This is a genomic window from Streptococcus oralis ATCC 35037 (genome assembly GCF_900637025.1).
Classification (GTDB): Bacteria; Bacillota; Bacilli; order Lactobacillales; family Streptococcaceae; genus Streptococcus; species Streptococcus oralis.
In genome coordinates this window covers 990,344-1,012,137 of record NZ_LR134336.1, presented here as the reverse complement: position 1 = coordinate 1,012,137, position 21,794 = coordinate 990,344, and the positions used below count along the sequence as shown (strand labels likewise).

The following is a 21,794-nucleotide window of genomic DNA, read 5'->3' as shown; positions in this document are numbered from 1 at the left end:
TTCTATGTTATACTAGATATATGTTAGATTTGAAAGAATACGATATCGTCATGTGGCCAGAGGAGAAGATCATTTCTTTTCGTGAAAAACTCCTCAACTGGTATGATGAAAACAAGCGAGATTTGCCTTGGCGGAGAAGTAAAAATCCTTATCGCATCTGGGTATCTGAAATCATGCTCCAGCAGACCAGGGTGGATACAGTTATTCCCTACTACGAACGATTCTTGGACTGGTTTCCAACAGTAGAAAGTCTGGCCAATGCCCCTGAAGATCGTTTGTTGAAGGCTTGGGAGGGATTGGGCTATTATTCTCGAGTACGCAATATGCAGGCTGCAGCTCAGCAGATTATGGCTGACTTTGGTGGTCAATTTCCAAACACCTATGAAGGAATTTCTAGTTTAAAAGGGATTGGCCCTTATACTGCGGGAGCTATTTCCAGTATCGCTTTTAATTTGCCTGAGCCAGCGGTCGATGGCAATGTCATGCGAGTTTTGGCACGTTTGTTTGAGGTTAATCATGATATCGGAGTTCCCAGCAATCGAAAGATTTTCCAAGCTATGATGGAAATCTTGATTGACCCGAAACGACCAGGTGATTTTAACCAAGCTCTGATGGATTTAGGTTCTGACATAGAGGCACCAGTTAACCCTCGACCAGAAGAAAGCCCTGTTAAGGAATTTAGCGCAGCCTATCAGAATGGGACCATGGATGTATATCCGATTAAAGAACCCAAGAAAAAGCCTCTCCCAATTTATCTCAAGGCTTTGGTTGTACGCAATGACCGTGGTCAATATCTACTTGAGAAAAATGAAAGCGAGAAACTACTAGCCGGTTTTTGGCATTTTCCATTGATTGAAGTTGATGATTTCTCAAGTGATGACGATCAGATAGATCTCTTTTCTCAAGTCAAAGAGGAAAGCAGAGCATTTGGACCAAGTCCTCAAGAAAACTTTGAGCAGGATTATGATTTAGAAGTGAATTGGTCCCAGCAAGTATTTGACCAGGTCAAGCATGTATTTAGTCATCGGAAATGGCACATTCAAATCCTAGCTGGTCAGGTGACAGAAACAAAACAGTTTTCAGACAGAGAAATTCGTTGGGTTTCTCCTCAGGAGTTTTCTGACTATCCACTTGCGAAACCTCAACAAAAAATTTGGAAGGCTTATAAAACAACTTTTGGAGATAAAGGCCTACAGTAGCCATTTGTGCCTTCTTTGCATTTTTTTGTTATAATAGATAGAGAAAAGGTGATAAAATGAAAAAAATATTAATTGTAGATGATGAGAAACCAATCTCAGATATTATTAAGTTTAATATGGCCAAGGAAGGTTATGAAGTCGTTACAGCCTTCAATGGTCGTGAGGCAATCGAGCTATTTGAAGCAGAGCAACCAGATATTATTATCCTCGACTTGATGCTACCTGAAATTGATGGTTTAGAAGTTGCTAAAGCTATTCGTAAGACTAGTAGCGTGCCGATTATCATGCTATCAGCTAAGGATAGCGAGTTTGACAAGGTTATTGGTTTAGAGTTAGGTGCAGACGATTATGTTACAAAACCTTTCTCAAACCGTGAATTGCAGGCTCGTGTCAAGGCCCTGCTTCGTCGTACAGACCTGGTTTCTGTGGATAGCCAAGAGTCTGATGAGAAGAAGACGCAACCTTTACAAATTGGTGATTTGGAAATTGTTCCAGATGCTTACGTGGCGAAGAAATATGGTGAGGAATTAGATTTGACCCACCGTGAGTTTGAACTCTTGTATCACTTGGCGTCTCATATTGGTCAAGTGATTACGCGTGAACATTTGCTTGAGACTGTATGGGGTTATGACTATTTTGGTGATGTTCGTACTGTGGACGTGACCATTAGACGCTTGCGTGAGAAAATAGAAGACACTCCAAGTCGTCCAGAGTACATTCTCACACGTCGTGGTGTTGGATACTATATGAGAAATAATGATTGAAGATATTAGACAAACTATTCTGACCAGTGATTTTATCTTTATCTTGATTTTACTTGGCTTTATCCTGGTGGTGACCTTGCTGTTACTGGAAAATCGTCGGGATAATATCCGTCTAAAGGAGATAAATCAAAAGGTTAAGGACTTGATTGCAGGTGATTATTCTCAAGTTTTGGACTTGCAAGGAAGTACAGAAATCACCAATATCACCAATAATCTGAACGATTTGTCAGAAGTTATTCGTTTGACCCAAGAAAATCTGGAACAAGAGAGTAAACGATTGAACAGTATTCTTTCTTACATGACAGATGGCGTTCTTGCGACCAATCGCCGTGGCCAGATTACTATGATCAACGATATGGCCAAGAAACAGCTCGGTGTGCAGAAAGAAGATGTTCTGAATAAAAGCATCCTCGAATTGCTTAAGATAGAAGATGAGTATGAGTTGCGTGACCTGATTACACAGATTCCTGAGTTGACGATTGACTCCCAGGATGTGAATGGTGAATATCTAAGCCTTCGTGTACGTTTTGCTCTGGTTCGCCGTGAGTCAGGTTTTATCTCTGGTTTGGTTGCCGTTTTACATGATACGACCGAACAGGAGAAGGAAGAGCGTGAGCGAAGACTCTTTGTTTCTAACGTGAGTCACGAGTTGCGAACTCCTTTGACCAGTGTTAAATCTTATCTTGAAGCCTTGGACGAGGGAGCCCTGTATGATCCTGTTGCTCCTGATTTTATCAAGGTTTCACTCGATGAAACCAACCGTATGATGCGGATGGTGACAGATCTCTTGCATCTCTCTCGTATTGATAATACGACAAGTCAGCTAGATGTGGAATTGATTAATTTTACAGCATTCATCACCTTTATTCTCAACCGCTTTGATAAGATGAGAAGTCAGGATGACGAGAAAAAATATGAGCTTGTCAGAGATTACCCTATTAATTCAGTTTGGATCGAGATTGATACCGATAAGATGACTCAGGTGATTGATAATATTCTTAACAATGCCATTAAGTACTCACCAGATGGTGGGAAAATCACTGTCAGCATGAAAACTACTGATGACCAGATGATTTTATCCATCAAAGACCAAGGTCTAGGTATTCCAAAGCAAGATTTGCCTAAGATTTTTGACCGCTTCTACCGTGTGGATCGTGCAAGAAGCCGGGCTCAAGGTGGAACTGGTCTAGGTCTGGCGATCGCAAAAGAAATCATCAAACAACACAATGGCTTTATATGGGCCAAAAGTGAATACGGTAAGGGCTCAACCTTTACCATAGTGCTCCCTTATGATAAGGATGCCGTAAAAGAAGAAATATGGGAGGACGAAATAGAAGACTAGAATGAGTGAAAAAGGCTTTAAATACAGTATTTTAGCATCAGGTTCCAGTGGAAATTCCTTTTATCTGGAAACCCCAAAAAAGAAAATCCTAGTAGATGCAGGCCTGTCTGGTAAGAAAATTACAAGTCTTTTGAGTGAAATCAATCGTAAACCTGAAGATTTGGATGCGATTTTGATTACGCATGAGCATTCAGACCATATTCATGGAGTCGGTGTCTTGGCTCGCAAATATGGCATGGACCTTTACGCCAATGAAAAGACTTGGCAGGCTATGGAAAATAGCAAGTACCTCGGTAAGGTGGACTCTTCGCAGAAGCATATCTTTGAAATGGGCAAAACCAAAACCTTTGGCGATATCGACATTGAGAGTTTTGGGGTTAGCCATGATGCGGCAGCACCACAGTTTTACCGCTTTATGAAGGATGACAAGAGTTTTGTCATGTTGACCGATACAGGTTATGTAAGTGACCGTATGGCTGGAATAGTCGAAAATGCTGACGGTTACCTCATCGAGTCCAACCACGATGTAGAGATTTTGCGAGCAGGATCTTACGCTTGGCGTCTCAAACAGCGAATTCTATCGGATCTCGGTCATCTTTCTAACGAAGACGGTGCTGAGGCCATGATTCGTACAATGGGAAATCGGACTAAGAAAATCTATCTTGGGCATTTATCCAAAGAGAACAATATCAAGGAGCTGGCTCATATGACTATGGTCAACCAGCTAGCCCAAGCGGATCTGGGAGTCGGAGTAGACTTTAAAGTTTATGATACCTCACCAGATACTGCAACACCATTAACAGATATATAAAAAAGAAGGCGAGTGCCTTCTTTTCTTATGCTTAGCTATTATTTTCTACTCCAAACACCATCTAAAATATGATATAATAAGGTTTATAGTACGAGAAAGGTTGCCTTATGACGATAGATATTAGTGAAGAAAAGTTGGCTATGGAGTCTGCTGACTTATTAAAAATTCTTTTAAAAGATCGAACGACCAAGAAAAATATTGTTTGGGCGACGCATTCTTATGAATTGTTGGGAAAGGGATTTGCTCCAAGTGACCGCATTACTCCAAGTAAGGTGACGGGAACCTATGCAAACTTGATTCAACCCCGATCAGAAAAGTCCAAGTATGAGCAAAAAGACCGAACCAAGATTAGAGCCGAAGTCTTTACGCCAACTTGTTTAGTTGAAAAACAAAATGGCTACGTTGAAGCTGAACTTGAATCTCTGGATCTTGAAGATTATATCCAAGTGCGCTGGCTAGAAATAACCTGTGGTGAAGCACCTTATATGGTTGCTCGCTATGATGCAGTGACTGGTGAGGAAATTCCATTATCTGAGCGAGTTGGTTTTCTTGATAGAAAATTGCAACGCATTAGTCGTGAGGTCTCAGATGAAGCCACCTTCTATAAGCTTGTAAAAAAAGCTTATCGATCTTCTTATGGATATGAGTATCAAGGAGATTCGCTGCTTTTGGCGCGTGAAAATCTTTTAGCAACATTTGAGGACTACTATCTTGCAAAGACTGGCAATCAACCGACCTTAGAGCAAAAGAAAGAAATTGCGACTATTATATCCTACAATGTCTTTCAGATGGATGGACTGAAAAAAACTAGTCCTTACTCAGCTAAACAAAGTCCATCTCAACAGCTAAGCTTGTTTTCAGATGAGCTAGAAGTTCAAGAAGCAGAAGAATCTAAAACTCAAATCAAAGATTGGAAAAAGAATAAGATGATAGGTTTTGAGCGCCTATCTAGTGAGGAAAGTGAAATGAAATTTGATGTCGTGATAGGCAATCCGCCGTATCAGGAAACAGGAGAAGCTAGAGATGAACCAATTTATCACTTTTTTATTGATGAAGCTATTAAAATCGCAGATAAATCTATATTAATCACCCCAGCAAGGTTTTTATTTAAAGCTGGTCAAACTCCTAAAAATTGGATGGAAAAGATGCTTGAAGACAAGCATTTAAAAGTTCAATTCTATGAACTTAAAAGCGGTAAAGTGTTTACAGGAACGGATATCAAGGGTGGAGTAGCAATAACTTATCGTGATGCTGATAAAGTTTTGGGACCAATCGGAGTATTTACTATTTTTGAAGCCTTGAATAGTATTGTAAAAAAAATTGAAAAACATCCAGACTTTGAAACATTTTCTGATCTAGTTTATCCTCAAGGTATTTATAGATTTTCAGATGAACTTTTTTCTGATTATCCAAATGCTGAAAAGTTGCAAGGAAAAGGGACAAAAAATAAAATTGTTTCGAAATCATTGACTCAGTTAGATTTCGTTTTTAAAAACGTAGAAGAAAAAGACCATGTGGCTTTACTTGGAAGAATCGGGTCTGAACGTGTCTATCGATATATTAATAAAAAATATTTAGATTTACCGGAAACATTTGAAAATTACAATGTTTTTGTACCAGAAGCTAATGGAAGCGGTGCCTTAGGTGAGGTCTTATCAACACCCCTAATCGGGGAACCCCTAATCGGGCATACGGATACTTTTTTATCTATTGGTAATTTTAAAACAAAATTTGAAGCCGATGCTTGTATTAAATTTATTAAAACTAAATTTGCTAGAGTATTATTAGGTGTTTTGAAAGTTACTCAGCATAACTCACGAAAAACTTGGTATTACGTCCCACTCCAAGATTTTACGGTCAATTCGGACATTGATTGGACACAATCAGTGGCTGATGTTGACCGTCAGCTCTATCAAAAATATGACCTTTCTCCTGAGGAAATTGCCTTTATTGAGACGCATGTAAGGGAGATGGATTGATGGTAGAAATTAAAACTTCTAAAGAGATTCATCCTAAAATCTATGCTTACACCACCCCTACGGTAACAAGCAATGAGGGCTGGATTAAGATTGGTTATACAGAGCGTGATGTTACACAACGGATTAAAGAACAAACGCATACTGCTCATATAGATACAGATGTCTTATGGACTGGGGATGCAGCCTATACGGAAGAACCTGATAAGGGAAAGACATTTAAGGACCATGATTTCCACCATTTCCTTTCTTTCCATGATGTGGAGCGTCGTCCTAAGACGGAATGGTTTTACTTTAATGGGACACCTGAGAAATCTAAAAATCTCTTCGATAAGTTTGTTCAACATGATTTGTCTGGTTATCAGCCTGGCCAAGGACAGGACTATACTTTGCGACAAGAGCAAGAAGAAGCAGTTGCTAAGACCTTAGATTATTTCAAAAATCATCCAGGAGGTAAGTTCCTTTGGAATGCCAAGCCACGTTTTGGTAAAACCTTATCTACCTATGACTTAGCTCGTCGGATGGATGCTGTCAATGTCCTGATTGTAACAAACAGACCTGCCATTGCCAACTCATGGTACGATGATTTTGAAAAGTTCATAGCAGGCCAAACGACTTACAAGTTTGTTTCAGAAACAGACAGTCTTAAAAATCGGCCAACCTTGTCACGAAAAGAATTTGTTGGTATTTTAGATGACGATGTAAGACAGCTAGCTTTTATCAGTCTCCAAGACTTGAAAGGCTCTGCTTATCTTGGTGGAGAGCACAATAAACTCAAATGGGTCACTGATCTACATTGGGATTTGTTGGTTATCGATGAAGCGCACGAAGGAGTTGCTACCTTCAAGACAGACCAAGCCTTTAATAAGATTCGTCGAAACTTTACCTTGCATCTATCAGGAACTCCATTTAAGGCATTAGCCAAGGGAGAATTTACCGAGGAGCAGATCTACAACTGGTCTTATGCGGATGAGCAGGCAGCTAAAACTACTTGGTCGCCTGAGCAAGAAGAGGAGAATCCATATGGGAGCTTGCCTCAGTTAAATCTCTTTACCTATCAAATGTCTCAGATGATTGGTGAGGAGTTAGAAAAAGGTGCTCAACTAGACGGCGAAAATATCGACTATGCTTTTGACTTGAGTGAATTTTTCGCTACAGATGATAAAGGGAAATTTATCTATGAGCAAGATGTCAGAAATTGGTTAGATACTCTATCAAGCAATGAGAAATATCCATTTTCAACCAAAGAACTTCGGAACGAACTCAAGCATACTTTTTGGCTCTTAGAACGTGTAGCCTCAGCAAAAGCCTTAAAAGCACTGCTAGAGGAACATCCCATCTATGAAAACTATGAGATTGTGTTAGCTGCTGGTGACGGGCGTATGTCTGAGGAAGATGATAAGGTTAAACTCAAATCCCTAGACTTGGTTAGAAAAGCGATAGCAGAGAATGACAAAACCATTACCCTATCCGTCGGTCAATTGACGACAGGTGTGACGATCCCTGAATGGACAGGCGTATTGATGTTATCAAACTTGAAATCACCTGCCATTTATATGCAAGCTGCCTTCCGTGCACAAAACCCTTACTCATGGACCGATAACAAAGGAAATCACTTCCGCAAAGAAAGAGCCTATGTATTTGACTTTGCGCCAGAAAGAACCCTGATTCTCTTTGATGAGTTTGCAAACAACTTATCACTTGCGACTGCAGGAGGTGGTGGAACTTCCGCAACTCGTGAAGAGAACATCAGAGAACTCTTAAATTTCTTCCCTGTCATAGCAGAAGACCGTGCAGGTAAGATGGTTGAAATTGATGCTAAGGCAGTTCTGACTATACCGCGTCAAATAAAAGCTAGGGAAGTCCTCAAACGTGGCTTTATGTCTAACCTCCTATTTGATAATATCAGCGGTATTTTCCAAGCCAGTCAAACCGTTCTAGACATCTTAAATGAACTACCAGTTGAAAAGGAAGGCAAGTTACAAACACCTTCTGATTTACTAGACTTTTCAGGTGTTAAAGTGGATGATGAGGGCAATGCAGTGGTTGACCATGAAATCGTGGTCAATCAACAAGCACGACTTTTTGGTGAAAAAGTTTATGGGCTTGGTGAGTCTGTTGCTGAGTTAGTCACAAAAGATGAAGAAAGAACTCAAAAACAGCTGGTCAATGACTTGAGTAAGACCGTTTCTTCAGTAATTGTAGAAGAATTGAAGGCTGGATATGATCTGAAAACTCGGGAAACAGACCAGATCAAGAAACAAATTGTAGCAACATTTGAGAACGAAGTTCGAAAAAATGAGATAGAACGTAAAATTTCTGAAGCTCATATCAAGGAAGAGTTGCAACAACAGCTCAAGGAAGAAAATGATAAAGAGCAAAAAGATAAGATTCAAGAAGTTCTTGAAAAACGTTTAGAAGAAAATAATCTCATTCATAAAGAAAAACTAGAACAAACACTCAAAAAAGAAGTGGAAAAAATGCCTGAGAAGTTTATCGAGCAGGTTGAGGTCAAACGTGTTGAACAGTTGAAACAATCTGCTCAAGATGAGATTCGGGACCATCTTCGAGGATTTGCACGAACAATTCCAAGTTTCATCATGGCCTACGGCGATCAATCTCTAACACTTGATAATTTTGACACCTTTGTTCCTGAGCATGTCTTCTTTGAAGTGACTGGTATTACGATTGACCAATTTCGTTATTTGAGAGATGGTGGGCAGGATTTTGCAGGACATCTCTTTGATCGAGCAACATTTGATGAAGCCATCCAGGAATTTCTTCGCAAGAAAGAGGAGTTGGCAGATTATTTTAGAGATCAGAAAGAAGATATTTTCGACTATATTCCACCACAGAAAACCAATCAGATTTTTACTCCTAAACGTGTGGTGAAGAGAATGGTGAATGACCTTGAAAAAGAAAATCCAGGAATCTTTGATGATCCATCTAAGACATTCATTGATTTGTACATGAAGTCAGGCCTTTATATTGCAGAGCTTGTTAAGCGGCTATATAACAGCAATGGTTTACGAGAAGCATTTCCAAGTCCTGAAGAACGCTTAAAACATATCCTAGAAAATCAAGTTTATGGATTTGCACCTTCAGAAATAATCTATAATATTTCCACTAACTTTATCTTTGGAAATCTCTCCCAAGGGATCAGTAGAAAGAACTTTGTTCTAGAAGATACAATCCCTGCAGCTAAAGAAGGGAAAATCCAAGAATTGGTAGATAAATATTTTGAATATAAGTAAAAAAGAAGGCGAGTGCCTTCTTTTTTATATATTTTTACAATCCAGCAAAGTCCTTGATTTCTTGTGCGGACATGGAAGAGTCGCAACGGACATTGATTTGGCCATCTGCAATGTGAACAAATCCTGGTACGGTTGGGATTCCATAACGTGAGCGGAATTCTTGCAATTCATTGAGTTGGCTTGGTTCTTCACTGTTGATGAAGTAGATGTGGGCTTTAGTTTCAGCTACGACACCTGCCAATGTGCCAGCAAATTTACGGCAGTAAGGGCAAGTTTTACGGCCAATAAAGAAGGTTGCTGTTTCTTTATTATCGAGTGCTTCTTGTGCACGCGCAACTGTAGTGACTTCAAGGTCTTTAATGTTTTCTAAAAATTGTTCCATGAGATTACCTCGCTTTCATTGATAAGTCTAGTATGCCATAAAGTTTCTAAAAATGCTTAGATTTGATACGAAAAAAAGATGAGATTGGTTGGTCTCATCTTTTATAATTTCTTATTTAACAAACGCATTGATTTCTGCTTCGATGTTGGCAATCTTAGCTTGTGAATCTTCGTTGCTTTCACCCACAACGGCAATGTAGAACTTGATTTTTGGTTCTGTACCTGAAGGGCGAACTGCAATCCAAGAACCATCCGCAAGAGTGTATTTCAAAACATCACTTGGAGGAGTTGTCAAGTTTGTAACAGTACCGTCAGCAGCAGTAGCAGTTTGAGCCTTGAAGTCTTCTACGACAGTGATAGCTGTTGCGTTCCATTCTTTTGGAGCATTGTTACGGAACTTAGCCATAATCGATTTGATTTGTTCAGCACCATCAACACCAGAAAGGGTAACAGAGATGGTCTTTTCAGCGTAGTAGCCGTATTCTTTGTAGATTTCTTCGATACCGTCAGCAAGTGTCAAACCACGTGAACGGTAGTAGGCAGCAAGCTCAGCAACGACAAGAACGGCTTGGATGGCGTCTTTATCACGTACGAATGGTTTGATCAAGTAACCGAAGCTTTCTTCAAATCCCATCATGTAAGTGTGATTGTGTTTTTCTTCGAATTCTTGGATTTTTTCAGCGATAAATTTGAAACCTGTCAAAACGTTGAACATAGTTGCGCCGTAGCTTTCAGTAATCTTCGTTACCAAGTCAGTTGATACGATAGATTTACATAGGGCTGCATTTTCAGGAAGAGTTCCAGCATTTTTGTGGGCTTCCAAGATGTATTTAGCCATGATAGCGCCGATTTGGTTACCTGAAAGGTTGAGGTAGCTTCCATCTTTTTGAAGAACTTCAACACCAACACGGTCAGCGTCAGGGTCAGTTGCAACAAGCACATCTGCACCAACTTGACGACCAAGTTCTTCAGCAAGTGCGAAGGCTGCTTGGCTTTCTGGGTTTGGAGATTTTACAGTTGAGAAGTCAGGATCAGCAGTTGCTTGTGCTTCAACAACTTGAACAGAGTCAAATCCTGCTTGAGCAAGAGCACGACGAGCCAACATTTCACCCGTACCATGAAGTGGTGTGTAGACAATCTTCATGTCTTTACCGAATTCTTCAATCAAGGTTGGATTGATGTTTACGTCTTTAACTTCTTTAAGGTATTCTACATCAACAGCTTCGCCGATAACTTCAATCAAGCCAGAAGCTTTTTCAGCTTCGACATCAGCAACTTCCACAGCGAATGGATTTTCGATTGCACGAATGTAAGTTGTCAAAGCATCTGCATCATGTGGAGGCATTTGTCCACCGTCTTCACCATAAACCTTGTAACCGTTAAATGGAGCAGGGTTGTGACTGGCAGTAATCATGATACCTGCGAAACAGTTGAGGTAACGAACTGCAAATGACAGTTCTGGAGTTGGACGGAGGCTTTCAAATACGTAAGATTTGATACCATGTTTTGCAAGAACTGCAGCAGATTCAAAGGCAAACTCAGGTGAGAAGTGACGGCTATCGTAGGCAATTGCTACACCACGTTCTTTTTCATTTCCGCCTTTTGACTCAATCAAACGAGCCAAACCTTCGGTGGCTTGACGAACAACGTAGATGTTGATGCGGTTTGTACCAGCACCGATCAAACCACGCATACCAGCAGTACCAAATTCAAGATTGGTATAAAAGGCATCTTCCTTAGTTTTTTCGTCCATATTTTCTAAATCTTGACGAAGGTAGTCTGGAAGGTTAGCAAAATCGACCCATTTTTGATAATTTTCTTGGTAAGTCATAGAGTGTCTCCTTTGTTTATTTGCTTTAATCGCTTTCATTATATCACGATTTGACATTTTAGTAAAACGTTAGCATAACTTAAAATGTAGGAAATTTACTTTTTCTTTTTTGTGGTTAAATGGTGAGTACTGTGCTTACTTATACTAAGTTAGCGATGAAAATCAATTATCTAATTTTTTAAAATATTAAAAGTTTATAGTATTTTTGTGGAATGATTAAATAAAGTAAATCGTCAATATTGTATTCTATTCTTTTTATAAAGAATCCTTTAATGTATCAAATGAACAGATAGAAAAATTTAAGTTAAAACTCTATAAATTTAAGATATTTTGAAAATATCTGGTTTCTGTTTTGAATTTTATAGGGCGTATGGTAAAATATAGTAAATCATTAAAGGAGAATCCATTATGAAAAAAATTCTTAAGCATTCTGCTTTGCTTTTATCAGCTTTAGCACTTGTTGCTTGTGGAGCTCAAAAAAAAGCAAGCGACAATGGTACTGCCTCGAACTCAAACTTTGAAGTTTCAGTAAAAGACGGTATGTTTGTATTGCCTAAAGATGAAGATTCATCTTCAAGCTACCTTGCGCTTCAAGTCGAAATCAAGAACAATCGTGATAAACAGTTTAGTTTTACTAGCCAAGATATTACGCTTTATAATGAAAAAGATGAAAAATTACAACCAATTCAAATCTACGAAAGCGACAGTAAAACTAAATTTATGTCATATGGTGATAGTCTTTCTAAAGGAAAGAGCGTTGCTGGTTATGTAGTATATGAAGTCGACAAGAACGCTAAGTATGAACTCCACTTCGCACCTAGCTTTTACGATGACATCAAAGAAAATTCTAAAAAGAATAACGATGTAGCAATCAAGGTGGATCCAAGTCAGTACGAAGATCATATTGATGAAGCGAAAGATGTAATGAAAAAATATGTCGATGCTGTTTACCTCAATGGGGAAAGTTCTGGTGGTGGAACGAACCTAAGTGCTACTGATAATAAGTCGCAAGTTGTTGCGCTTGCTGATGATAAAAAATCTTCTGATAATAGTGCTGAATTCACAAACGATGCGAAAGCTGATAAAGAAGAGTTTATCAAGAAATTTACAGAATCGTTCGGAAAAGGCTTCTATAACTACAAACCATCTGATTCAGAACTTAGAACATTCGCAGATGCCTACATCAAAGCAAATGCTAAGAGAGCAAAAGTTGATTACAAGGTGAAGACATACTTACCTGATTATGCTGTTGTTTATGTTAGACCAGAAACAATCGACTTGGATAACTTGAATGTTCATGAATTGAGTCGTAAATTCTACGAAGAAAACAAAGGTAAATATAGCAACTACTCAGAAGCTATGAAAGCTGGTGAGAAGTACATTTTAGAAAATGCACCAAGTCAATTTGATTCAACTCCACTAGACACTAGTGATAATATGAAGAAAGAGGGTTATGAAATTAAAATGACCAAGAAAGATGGAAAATGGACCATCGATACCTCTTCTAAAAACTATGACTTAAAAGATATGGCTCGCACATTCCGTGGAGGCATTGGATACTAATATAAAAGGTTCGGGTTTATGACTCGAACTTTTTTCCTTGCAATTGTGCAAAAGAGAAAAAGATAGTAAAATAGAGATATGATTATTTTACAAGCTAATAAAATTGAACGATCTTTTGCTGGTGAGGTTCTCTTTGAACATATCAACCTGCAAGTAGATGAACGAGACCGAATTGCTCTTATTGGGAAAAATGGTGCAGGTAAGTCTACTCTTTTAAAGATTTTGGTTGGAGAAGAGGAGCCAACTAGTGGAGAAATCAATAAGAAAAAAGATATTTCTCTGTCTTACCTAGCCCAAGATAGCCGTTTTGAGTCTGAAAATACCATTTATGATGAAATGCTCTATGTCTTTGATGACTTGCGTCGGACAGAGACACAACTGCGTCAGATGGAGTTGGAGATGGGTGAAAAGTATGGTGAAGATCTAGATAAACTGATGGCGGATTATGATCGTTTATCAGAGAATTTCCGTCAGGCTGGTGGCTTTACCTACGAAGCTGATATCCGCGCTATCTTGAATGGTTTCAAGTTTGACGAGTCTATGTGGCAGATGAAAATTGCTGAGCTTTCAGGTGGTCAAAATACTCGTCTGGCTCTGGCCAAAATGCTCCTTGAAAAACCAAATCTCTTGGTCTTGGACGAGCCAACCAACCACTTGGATATCGAAACCATTGCCTGGTTGGAAAATTACCTAGTAAATTATAGCGGCGCCCTCATTATTGTCAGTCACGACCGTTACTTTTTGGACAAGGTTGCGACGGTTACACTCGATTTAACTAAGCATTCCTTGGATCGTTATGTAGGCAATTACTCTCGTTTTGTTGAGTTAAAGGAGCAAAAGTTAGCTACTGAGGCAAAAAACTATGAAAAGCAACAGAAGGAAATCGCGGCTCTAGAAGACTTTGTCAATCGCAATCTAGTCCGTGCTTCAACGACCAAACGTGCCCAATCTCGCCGTAAACAACTGGAAAAAATGGAGCGTTTGGACAAGCCGGAAGCTGGTAAGAAAGCAGCCAATATGACCTTCCAGTCTGAAAAAACATCAGGTAATATCGTTTTAACCGTTGAAAATGCGGCCATTGGCTATGATGGGGAAATATTGTCAGAACCTATCAACCTAGACCTTCGTAAGATGAATGCTGTTGCGATTGTCGGACCAAATGGCATTGGGAAGTCAACCTTTATCAAGTCTATTGTGGACCAGATCCCTTTTATCAAGGGAGAGAAGCGTTTTGGTGCCAATGTTGAGGTTGGCTACTATGACCAGACTCAAAGCAAGTTGACACCAAGTAATACTGTTCTGGATGAACTTTGGAATGATTTTAAACTGACACCAGAAGTTGAAATCCGCAACCGCCTAGGTGCCTTCCTTTTCTCAGGAGATGATGTTAAAAAATCAGTTGGCATGCTGTCAGGTGGCGAGAAAGCTCGTTTGTTACTTGCCAAACTTTCTATGGAAAACAACAACTTTTTAATTCTTGACGAGCCGACCAACCACTTGGATATTGATAGCAAGGAAGTGCTAGAAAATGCCTTGATTGACTTTGATGGGACCCTTCTTTTCGTCAGTCACGACCGTTACTTTATCAATCGTGTAGCCACTCATATTTTGGAATTGTCCGAAAATGGTTCAACCCTCTACCTTGGGGATTACGACTACTATGTTGAAAAGAAAGCAGAAGTAGAAGCGATTCAGACAGCGGAAGCTTCAACTAGCAATCAAGAAAAAGAAGAAAGTCCAGTTAATGATTATCAGGCTCAGAAAGAAAGTCAGAAAGAAGCCCGCAAACTCATGCGACAAATCGAAAGTTTAGAATCTGAAATCGAAGAACTAGAAAGTAAAAGCCAAGCCATCTCTGAACAAATGTTGGAAACCAATGACGCTGAAAAACTCATGGAGATGCAGGCTGAACTGGAAAAAATCAGCCATCGTCAGGAAGAAGCTATGTTTGAGTGGGAAGAATTATCGGAGCAGGTGTAAAAAATGGAACATCTTGGAAAGGTATTTCGTGAATTTCGAACCAGTGGGAACTACTCTTTAAAGGAAGCAGCGGGCGATTCTTGCTCGACCTCTCAGTTATCTCGCTTTGAGCTTGGTGAGTCTGATTTAGCAGTTTCCCGTTTCTTTGAGATTCTGGATAATATTCATGTGACTATTGAAAATTTCATGGACAAGGCTAGGGATTTTCAAAATCATGAACATGTTGCCTTGATGGCACAGATTATTCCGCTTTACTACTCAAATGATATTGCTGGTTTTCAAAAGCTTCAAATGGAATAGCTTGAGAAAGCAAAGAGTTCGACCAATCCCCTCTATTTTGAGCTGAATTGGATTCTGCTACAAGGACTGATTTGTCAAAGAGATGCTCGTTACACGATGAGTCAGAGTGATTTGGATAAGGTGGCGGATTATCTTTTCCAAACAGAAGAATGGACCATGTATGAGTTGATTCTTTTCGGTAATCTCTATACTTTCTACAATGTGGACTATGTGGCTCGGATTGGCAGAGAAGTGATGGAGAGGGAAGACTACTACAAAGAAATTGGTCGTCATCGAAAACTTGTTTTGATCTTAGCTCTTAACTGTTACCAGCATTGTTTGGAAAATCGATCCTTTGCGGATGCGGACTATTTTGAGGGCTATGTAGAGAAGTTGATTGGAAATGGTATCAAGCTTTATGAGCGCAATATCTTCCATTATCTCAAAGGTTTCGCCCTCTACCAGAGAGACTTGAAAGAAGAGGGTTGTAGTCAGATGCAGGAGGCTATGCATATTTTTGATGTGCTTGGACTTCCAGAGCAAGTGGCTTACTATCAGGAACATTATGAAAAATTTGTAAATGCTTAAATTTCCCAAATAAGGGAAAAATAAAGAGACTCCTTTCAGCTTTGATACAATAGTTTAAAAATTTGAGAGGAGCTTTTTATATGAATCGACATGTAATCCAGTTGATTAGTCGTGGTGCTATTAATAAAATAGGAAATATGCTCTATGATTATGGAAACAGTGTTTGGTTGGCATCAATGGGAACGATAGGGCAGACTGTTCTTGGGATTTATCAAATTTCTGAACTCGTCACATCGATTCTGGTCAATCCCTTTGGCGGAGTGATTTCAGACCGCTTTTCGCGTCGCAAAATTTTGATGACGACAGACTTGATTTGTGGCCTTCTTTGCTTAGCTATTTCTTTCATCAGAAATGATAGCTTGATGATTGCTGCCTTGATTTTTGCCAATATTGTTCAGGCGATTGCCTTTGCATTTTCTCGTACAGCTAACAAAGCCATTATAACTGAGGTTGTAGAGAAAAACGAGATAGTGACCTATAACTCTCGCTTGGAGTTAGTTTTGCAGGTTGTAGGTGTTAGCTCCCCTATACTTTCTTTCCTCGTTTTACAATTTGCCAGTCTCCATATGACGCTTGTTTTAGATGCCATTAGCTTTTTCATTGCATTTACTTTAGTAGCTTTTCTCCCCCAAAAAGAGACTCAGGAACAAGAGAAAAAGACTTTCAGCTGGAAAAATATTTTTGCTGATATGAAAGAAGGAATTCGCTATATTTGGCGCCAGAAAGAGATCTTTTTCCTTTTGGTAGTAGCTTCGAGTGTTAATTTCTTTTTTGCAGCTTTTGAATTTCTCCTCCCTTTTTCAAATAGACTTTACGGGGTAGAAGGAGCTTATGCAACTATTTTGACTATGGGCGCTATTGGTTCGATTATCGGAGCTCTTCTAGCTAACAAAATAAAGGCAGGTGTTTATAATCTTTTGATTCTATTGGCCTTGACTGGAGTTGGAGTTTTTATGATGGGGTTACCATTGCCAACTTTTCTTTCCTTTTCTGGAAATTTAGTTTGTGAACTGTTTATGACGATATTTAATATTCACTTTTTTACTCAGGTGCAAACCAAGGTTGAGGGGGAATACTTGGGAAGAGTACTAAGCACCATTTTTACCTTAGCCATCCTATTTATGCCGATTGCAAAAGGCTTTATGACGGTGCTACTAAGTGTCCATCTCTCTTCTTTTCTGATAATTGGAAGCGGGGTTATTGTCCTGTCTTGTTTCTCCCTCGTTTATGTGCGAGGTCATTTTGATAAAGAGTTATAATTTCTCTTTTTAAGAAAATATTACACTACAAACCATTTTTCAGCCCTTCTCTATTGTGAGGAGGGCTTGCTTTGTGGTAAAATGGGATTATGAATGAAAGAATGAATGAGTTAGTTGCCTTACTTAACCGCTATGCGACCGAGTACTATACGAGTGACAATCCCTCGGTTTCAGATAGTGAGTATGATTGCCTCTACCGAGAATTGGTCGAATTGGAAGCTGCCTATCCAGATCAAGTTTTAGCGGACAGTCCGACCCATCGTGTTGGTGGTAAGGTTTTAGATGGTTTTGAAAAATTCAGTCATCAGTATCCTCTTTATAGTTTGCAGGATGCTTTTTCACGTGAAGAGTTAGAAGCTTTTGACGCACGTGTTCGCAAGGAGATTCCCCATCCCACCTATATCTGTGAATTGAAAATCGATGGTTTATCTATTTCCCTTACTTATGAAAATGGGATTTTGGTCGCTGGGGCGACTCGTGGTGATGGTTCTATTGGTGAGAATATCACTGAAAACCTCAAACGCGTCAAGGATATTCCTTTGACCTTGCCAGAAGAACTAGATATCACCGTTCGTGGAGAGTGTTACATGCCACGCGCTTCCTTTGATCAGGTCAACCAAGCCCGCCAAGAAAATGGGGAGCCTGAATTTGCTAATCCTCGTAACGCAGCTGCAGGCACCTTGCGTCAGTTGGATACAGCAGTAGTGGCCAAGCGTAATCTTGCTACTTTCCTCTATCAAGAAGCCAGCCCTTCAACTCGTGATAGTCAAGAAAAGGTCTTGGAGCATCTTGAACAGCTTGGTTTTGTAGTTAATCCTAAACGAATATTGGCTCAAAGTATAGATGAGGTATGGGATTTTATCCAAGAAGTAGGACAAGAACGGGAGAAACTGCCTTACGATATCGATGGGGTGGTCATCAAGGTTAACGACCTAGCAGGTCAAGAAGAACTCGGTTTTACCGTTAAAGCACCTAAGTGGGCAGTAGCTTATAAATTTCCTGCTGAGGAAAAAGAAGCTCAACTCCTTTCAGTTGACTGGACAGTAGGTCGTACGGGTGTTGTGACCCCGACTGCCAATCTAACACCTGTTCAGCTTGCTGGCACAACTGTTAGCCGTGCAACTCTTCACAACGTAGATTATATTGCTGAAAAGGATATCCGCAAAGATGATACGGTTATCGTTTATAAGGCTGGAGATATCATCCCTGCTGTTCTGCGTGTGGTAGAGTCTAAACGTGTTTCTGAAGAAAAACTAGATATTCCGACTAACTGTCCGAGCTGTGACAGTCAGTTGCTTCATTTTGAAGATGAAGTGGCTCTTCGTTGTATCAATCCACGCTGTCCTGCCCAAATCATGGAAGGTTTGATTCACTTTGCCTCTCGAGATGCTATGAATATTACGGGTCTTGGTCCATCTATCGTCGAAAAGCTTTTTGCTGCTAATCTGGTTAAGGATGTGGCAGATATTTACCGTTTGAAAGAAAACGATTTCCTTCTTTTAGAAGGCGTCAAGGAAAAGTCTGCTTCTAAACTATATCAGGCCATTCAAGCATCCAAGGAAAACTCTGCTGAAAAACTCTTGTTTGGTCTGGGAATTCGCCATGTCGGAAGTAAGGCTAGCCAACTCTTGCTCCAACATTTCCACTCTATTGAAAATCTAGCCCAAGCAGATCCTGAGGAAGTAGCAAGTATCGAGAGCTTGGGTAGTGTGATTGCCCAAAGCCTTCAGACTTATTTTGCTACAGAAGGATCGAAGATTCTTTTAGACGAGTTGAAAGAAGCTGGAGTTAATCTGGACTACAAAGGGCAGACAGTAGTAGCAGATGCAGCCTTGTCAGGTTTGACAGTTGTATTAACAGGAAAATTGGAACGTCTCACACGTTCTGAAGCCAAAAATAAACTCGAAATCCTTGGTGCTAAAGTTACAGGCAGTGTATCTAAGAAAACGAATCTTGTCGTAGCAGGAGCAGATGCAGGAAGCAAGCTCCAAAAAGCACAAGAACTTGGTATCGAAGTTCGAGATGAAGCTTGGCTAGAAAGTTTGTAAAGAATAGTTGAAAACTAGATGTTAGATAGTCTGAAACTATCTCTCCTGATGTGTTTTTATATCTATTAATGCTATTCTCTATTGTGCTGAAATTCCCGCTAAATTCTTCAGCACTACATAAAAAAATTGAAATTAGGAATTAGGAAAAGAAATGTATAGATACCCAGTAGTCATCCATTTTCACCGAAAAAATGGGGATTATGATGCTTGTTCATTCAGTAGAAAACAGGCAGATGTTAAAGAAAATTTGTATTATGAAAATGACTATTTTGGAGCAAAATTCTCCTTTACAGTTACAAGTGCAGAAAGGCTCGATACTCTGACCTTTTCTGTCGAAATAGATGGAAAGACAAAAGATTATCTCCTACGGTTTAACTATTATCCACTGTTGACTGAGGTTTGGATTTTGGATGGTGATGAGACGGTTTATTATTCTGAAAATCCAGCCATTGCAAGTTCTTGCTATAAAGATCGAAACCCGTTTGCTTTTGATAAAGCCTTTCACAGTGAAAGTTTTGATCACCATTGGGGATACCAAGGAGAGTTGGGGTATAGTATCTCTGACTACCAGACAAGCTTTAAACTCTGGGCTCCAACCGCTACAGCAGTCCAAGTGGTCGTTTATGAAAATACAAGTAACGACGCGCCGATTTGGAAAACCTTTAATCTTGAGCGTGGGAATAGCTATTCATACAGTCATAAGTACAATACCATTGGTGTTTGGAGTGTAGATTTAGACGAAAATCTTGCAGGTAAAGCTTATCAGTATCAGATTGAGTTTCCACACCATCAGACTTTGACACGAGATCCTTACACTATTGCTACAAGCCCTGACGGGAAACGTTCCGTCATTCTCTCTCAGCAAGATAGACAGGTAGAAGGATTTAAAGTCAAGCATGGGACAGACGCTCCTTGGCGTTTGGAAAACCCATGTAAAGCGGTTATCTGTGAGATGCACATTCGTGATTTTACAAAATCGCCAACATCTGGAGTTCCAGAAAATCTTCGAGGGACCTTCCTTGGTGCTGCCCAGACAGGAACGACCAACCAATTCGACCAAGCAACCGCCTTTGACTATATCAAAGAACTCGGCTGTAATTATGTTCAGCTCCAACCAATCTTTGATCGCCATAAGGAATACGACGAGGACGGAAATGTAACCTATAACTGGGGTTATGATCCTCAAAACTACAATGCCCCAGAACCAAGTTTCTCTAGTAACCCAGATGATCCTGGACAGGTTATTCGAGACCTCAAGACCATGATTCAGGCATATCACGATGCAGGAATCGGTGTCATTATGGATGTCGTTTATAACCATACCTTCTCAACGGTCGATGCACCTTTCCAAACAACTGTTCCTGATTATTACTATCGTATGAATCCAGATGGAACCTTTCAAAACGGAACAGGTGTTGGAAATGAAACCGCAAGCGAACACGAAATGTACCGTAAGTACATGATTGACTCACTCCTTTATTGGGTGAAAGAATACAATATTGACGGTTTCCGTTTTGACTTGATGGGAATTCACGATGTCAAAACCATGCAGGCAATTCGTTGGGCACTTGATGAAGTTGATCCACGTATTATCACCTATGGAGAAGGTTGGGATATGGGGATCGGTCTTGCGCCTTATGATAAGGCCAAGAAGGACAATGCCTACCAGATGCCAAATATTGGATTCTTCAATGATGATCAGCGTGATGCCATCAAAGGAGGAGAAGTTTATGGTTCAATCAAGGCAGGATTTGTTAGTGGTGCAGCTACAGAACCGATTGTAGCCAAAGCTATTCTTGGTAGCCGAGAGTTGGGCTCATATCTTAGTCCAAACCAAGTTCTTAACTATGTGGAAGCCCATGATAATTACAACTTGCATGATTTGTTAGTAACCCTTCATCCAGATTACAGTTCAGATAAGATTATGCGTCAGGTTGAGACAGCAACAGCGATGAGCGTTCTTATGCAAGGGATGTCCTTTATAGAGTTGGGTCAAGAATTTGGCCGCACCAAACTCCTTGCTACTGGAGAAAATGGTGAGCTGACTCCGGCAGATAGAGAACGCGCCATGAATAGTTATAATGCTCCAGATAGTGTCAACCAGGTCAACTGGGATTTAATCAATGAGAGACAAGAGAGCATTGAATTTATCCGTCAGATTATTCGTCTAAAAACACAAACGCGTGCTTTCTCTTATCCTACATATGAAGAAGTTTATCGTCATGTCTTCGTCCATACAGCTGCTGAAAATAGTGGGTGGATTGTTTACGAAATTCACGGTGCTGCAGAGCATTTATTGGTGGTATTTAATGCCAAGGGAACCTCCTTCTACTTTGAAAATGCAGGAAATCTTGAAATGCTTGTGTCCAACAGTCGTTCTCAAGAGTCTAATGTGATTGATGATATCAGCGTTGCAGTCTTGAAGGTACTTTCATAGTAAATACTACAAAAAGGTTTAGTTAACTCTAGACCTTTTTTATTTTTATTGAAAAACCAATATCTAATAGGAATAAATTTCA

The 21,794-nt window shown here is 39.8% G+C and carries 13 protein-coding genes and 1 pseudogene; 12 read left to right on the top strand and 2 right to left on the bottom strand.

Annotation, left to right across the window (positions count from 1 at the left end):
- The first annotated feature begins 20 nt into the window (after positions 1 to 20).
- The 6 genes from mutY (at position 21) to EL140_RS05105 (ending at position 9,346) form a co-directional block, all read left to right on the top strand.
- On the top strand, positions 21 to 1,199 hold the full coding sequence (gene mutY / locus EL140_RS05130) for an A/G-specific adenine glycosylase (protein WP_000886126.1): 1,179 nt from the start codon (positions 21 to 23) through the stop codon (positions 1,197 to 1,199).
- A gap of 56 nt (positions 1,200 to 1,255) precedes the next feature.
- Complete coding sequence (gene yycF, locus EL140_RS05125; protein ID WP_000722058.1) at positions 1,256 to 1,963, top strand: response regulator YycF; 708 nt, start codon at positions 1,256 to 1,258, stop codon at positions 1,961 to 1,963.
- On the top strand, positions 1,956 to 3,305 hold the full coding sequence (gene vicK, locus EL140_RS05120) for a cell wall metabolism sensor histidine kinase VicK (protein ID WP_000568721.1): 1,350 nt from the start codon (positions 1,956 to 1,958) through the stop codon (positions 3,303 to 3,305). The genes yycF and vicK overlap by 8 nt, the downstream gene beginning before the upstream one ends.
- A 1-nt stretch (position 3,306) precedes the next feature.
- Positions 3,307 to 4,116 (top strand): MBL fold metallo-hydrolase, encoded by an 810-nt coding sequence (locus tag EL140_RS05115; RefSeq protein ID WP_001290610.1) that lies wholly within the window; start codon positions 3,307 to 3,309, stop codon positions 4,114 to 4,116.
- A 107-nt stretch (positions 4,117 to 4,223) separates the two neighbouring features.
- Complete coding sequence (locus tag EL140_RS05110; RefSeq protein ID WP_000150976.1) at positions 4,224 to 6,095, top strand: Eco57I restriction-modification methylase domain-containing protein; 1,872 nt, start codon at positions 4,224 to 4,226, stop codon at positions 6,093 to 6,095.
- Positions 6,092 to 9,346 (top strand): DEAD/DEAH box helicase family protein, encoded by a 3,255-nt coding sequence (locus EL140_RS05105; RefSeq protein ID WP_025169038.1) that lies wholly within the window; start codon positions 6,092 to 6,094, stop codon positions 9,344 to 9,346. Before EL140_RS05110 ends, EL140_RS05105 begins: the two co-directional genes overlap by 4 nt.
- Before the next feature lie 34 nt (positions 9,347 to 9,380).
- Here EL140_RS05105 and EL140_RS05100 read toward each other — a convergent pair whose 3' ends face one another.
- Positions 9,381 to 9,728: a thioredoxin gene (locus EL140_RS05100; protein WP_000434660.1), complete on the bottom strand. Its 348-nt coding sequence runs from the start codon at positions 9,726 to 9,728 to the stop codon at positions 9,381 to 9,383.
- 111 nt (positions 9,729 to 9,839) lie between these two features.
- Positions 9,840 to 11,558, bottom strand: coding sequence for a phospho-sugar mutase (locus EL140_RS05095; protein ID WP_000222139.1), 1,719 nt, complete (start codon positions 11,556 to 11,558; stop codon positions 9,840 to 9,842).
- A 408-nt stretch (positions 11,559 to 11,966) separates the two neighbouring features.
- On the opposite strand from EL140_RS05095, the gene EL140_RS05090 reads away from it, so the two are divergent.
- From EL140_RS05090 to pulA, 6 genes and pseudogenes are all read left to right on the top strand, one after another.
- Entirely contained in the window at positions 11,967 to 13,121 is a 1,155-nt protein-coding gene (locus tag EL140_RS05090; protein ID WP_000722096.1) for a DUF5105 domain-containing protein, read from the top strand.
- Positions 13,122 to 13,199: 78 nt separating this feature from the next.
- Positions 13,200 to 15,101, top strand: a complete 1,902-nt coding sequence (locus EL140_RS05085) for an ABC-F family ATP-binding cassette domain-containing protein (RefSeq protein WP_000584906.1) — start codon at positions 13,200 to 13,202, stop codon at positions 15,099 to 15,101.
- A 3-nt stretch (positions 15,102 to 15,104) separates the two neighbouring features.
- Positions 15,105 to 15,968: pseudogene (locus tag EL140_RS05080) on the top strand (Rgg family transcriptional regulator).
- A gap of 80 nt (positions 15,969 to 16,048) precedes the next feature.
- On the top strand, positions 16,049 to 17,227 hold the full coding sequence (locus tag EL140_RS05075; RefSeq protein ID WP_001079427.1) for an MFS transporter: 1,179 nt from the start codon (positions 16,049 to 16,051) through the stop codon (positions 17,225 to 17,227).
- 89 nt (positions 17,228 to 17,316) lie between these two features.
- Positions 17,317 to 19,275 (top strand): NAD-dependent DNA ligase LigA, encoded by a 1,959-nt coding sequence (gene ligA, locus EL140_RS05070; protein WP_001005747.1) that lies wholly within the window; start codon positions 17,317 to 17,319, stop codon positions 19,273 to 19,275.
- A gap of 151 nt (positions 19,276 to 19,426) precedes the next feature.
- Complete coding sequence (pulA, locus tag EL140_RS05065; RefSeq protein WP_000286535.1) at positions 19,427 to 21,712, top strand: type I pullulanase; 2,286 nt, start codon at positions 19,427 to 19,429, stop codon at positions 21,710 to 21,712.
- The last annotated feature ends 82 nt before the right edge of the window (positions 21,713 to 21,794 follow it).